Annotated in this window: 1 protein-coding gene; it reads left to right on the top strand. The window is 62.3% G+C overall.

Features of this window, described 5'->3' with window-relative positions; all coding sequences use genetic code 11:
- Positions 1-1,164, top strand: a 1,164-nt coding sequence (gene tuf, locus AC1D11_RS22180; RefSeq protein ID WP_477651498.1) for an elongation factor Tu, incomplete at both ends; no start/stop codon positions are given.

Genomic DNA, 1,164 nt, shown 5'->3' with positions numbered 1-1,164 from the left:
GCAAATTTGAGCGGACCAAGCCGCACGTCAACGTCGGCACGATTGGCCACGTGGACCATGGCAAGACGACGCTGACGGCGGCGATCACGACCGTTCTGGCATCCAAGTTCGGCGGCGAAGCCAAGGGCTACGACCAAATTGACGCGGCGCCCGAAGAAAAAGCGCGCGGCATCACGATCAACACCGCCCACGTCGAGTACGAAACGGCCAACCGCCACTACGCCCACGTCGACTGCCCRGGCCACGCCGACTATGTGAAGAACATGATCACCGGCGCTGCCCAGATGGAYGGCGCCATTTTGGTGTGCTCGGCCGCTGACGGCCCCATGCCCCAGACCCGCGAGCACATCCTGCTGGCCCGCCAGGTGGGTGTTCCTTACATCATCGTGTTCCTGAACAAGTGCGACATGGTTGACGACGCCGAACTGCTCGAACTCGTCGAAATGGAAGTGCGCGAGTTGCTCGACAAATACGACTTCCCCGGCGACAAGACCCCCATCATCCACGGCAGCGCCAAGCTCGCCATGGAAGGCGACAAGGGCCCTCTCGGCGAAGAAGCCATCATGAAGCTGGCCGAAGCGCTGGACACCTACATTCCCCTGCCAGAGCGCGCTGTTGACGGCGCCTTCCTGATGCCCGTGGAAGACGTGTTCTCCATCTCCGGCCGCGGCACCGTCGTGACCGGCCGTGTCGAGCGCGGCGTGATCAAGGTCGGTGAAGAAATCGAGATCGTCGGTATCGCTGACACGCAAAAGACCACCTGCACCGGCGTGGAAATGTTCCGCAAGCTGCTCGACCAGGGCCAGGCTGGCGACAACGTCGGTATCCTCTTGCGCGGCACCAAGCGCGAAGACGTGCAGCGCGGCCAGGTKCTGTGCAAGCCCGGCTCGATCAAGCCGCACACGCACTTCACCGGTGAGATCTACGTTCTCTCCAAGGACGAAGGCGGCCGCCATACGCCATTCTTCAACAACTACCGTCCCCAGTTCTACTTCCGCACGACGGACGTGACCGGTGCGATCGAGTTGCCAGAAGGCAAGGAAATGGTCATGCCAGGCGACAACGTGTCGATCACCGTCAAGCTGATCAACCCGATCGCCATGGAAGAGGGCCTGCGCTTTGCCATCCGCGAAGGCGGCAAGACCGTCGGGGCAAGACCGTCGG

Source organism: Polaromonas sp. P1_E11, assembly GCF_056405995.1.
This window is presented reverse-complemented; position numbering and strand designations above follow the sequence as displayed.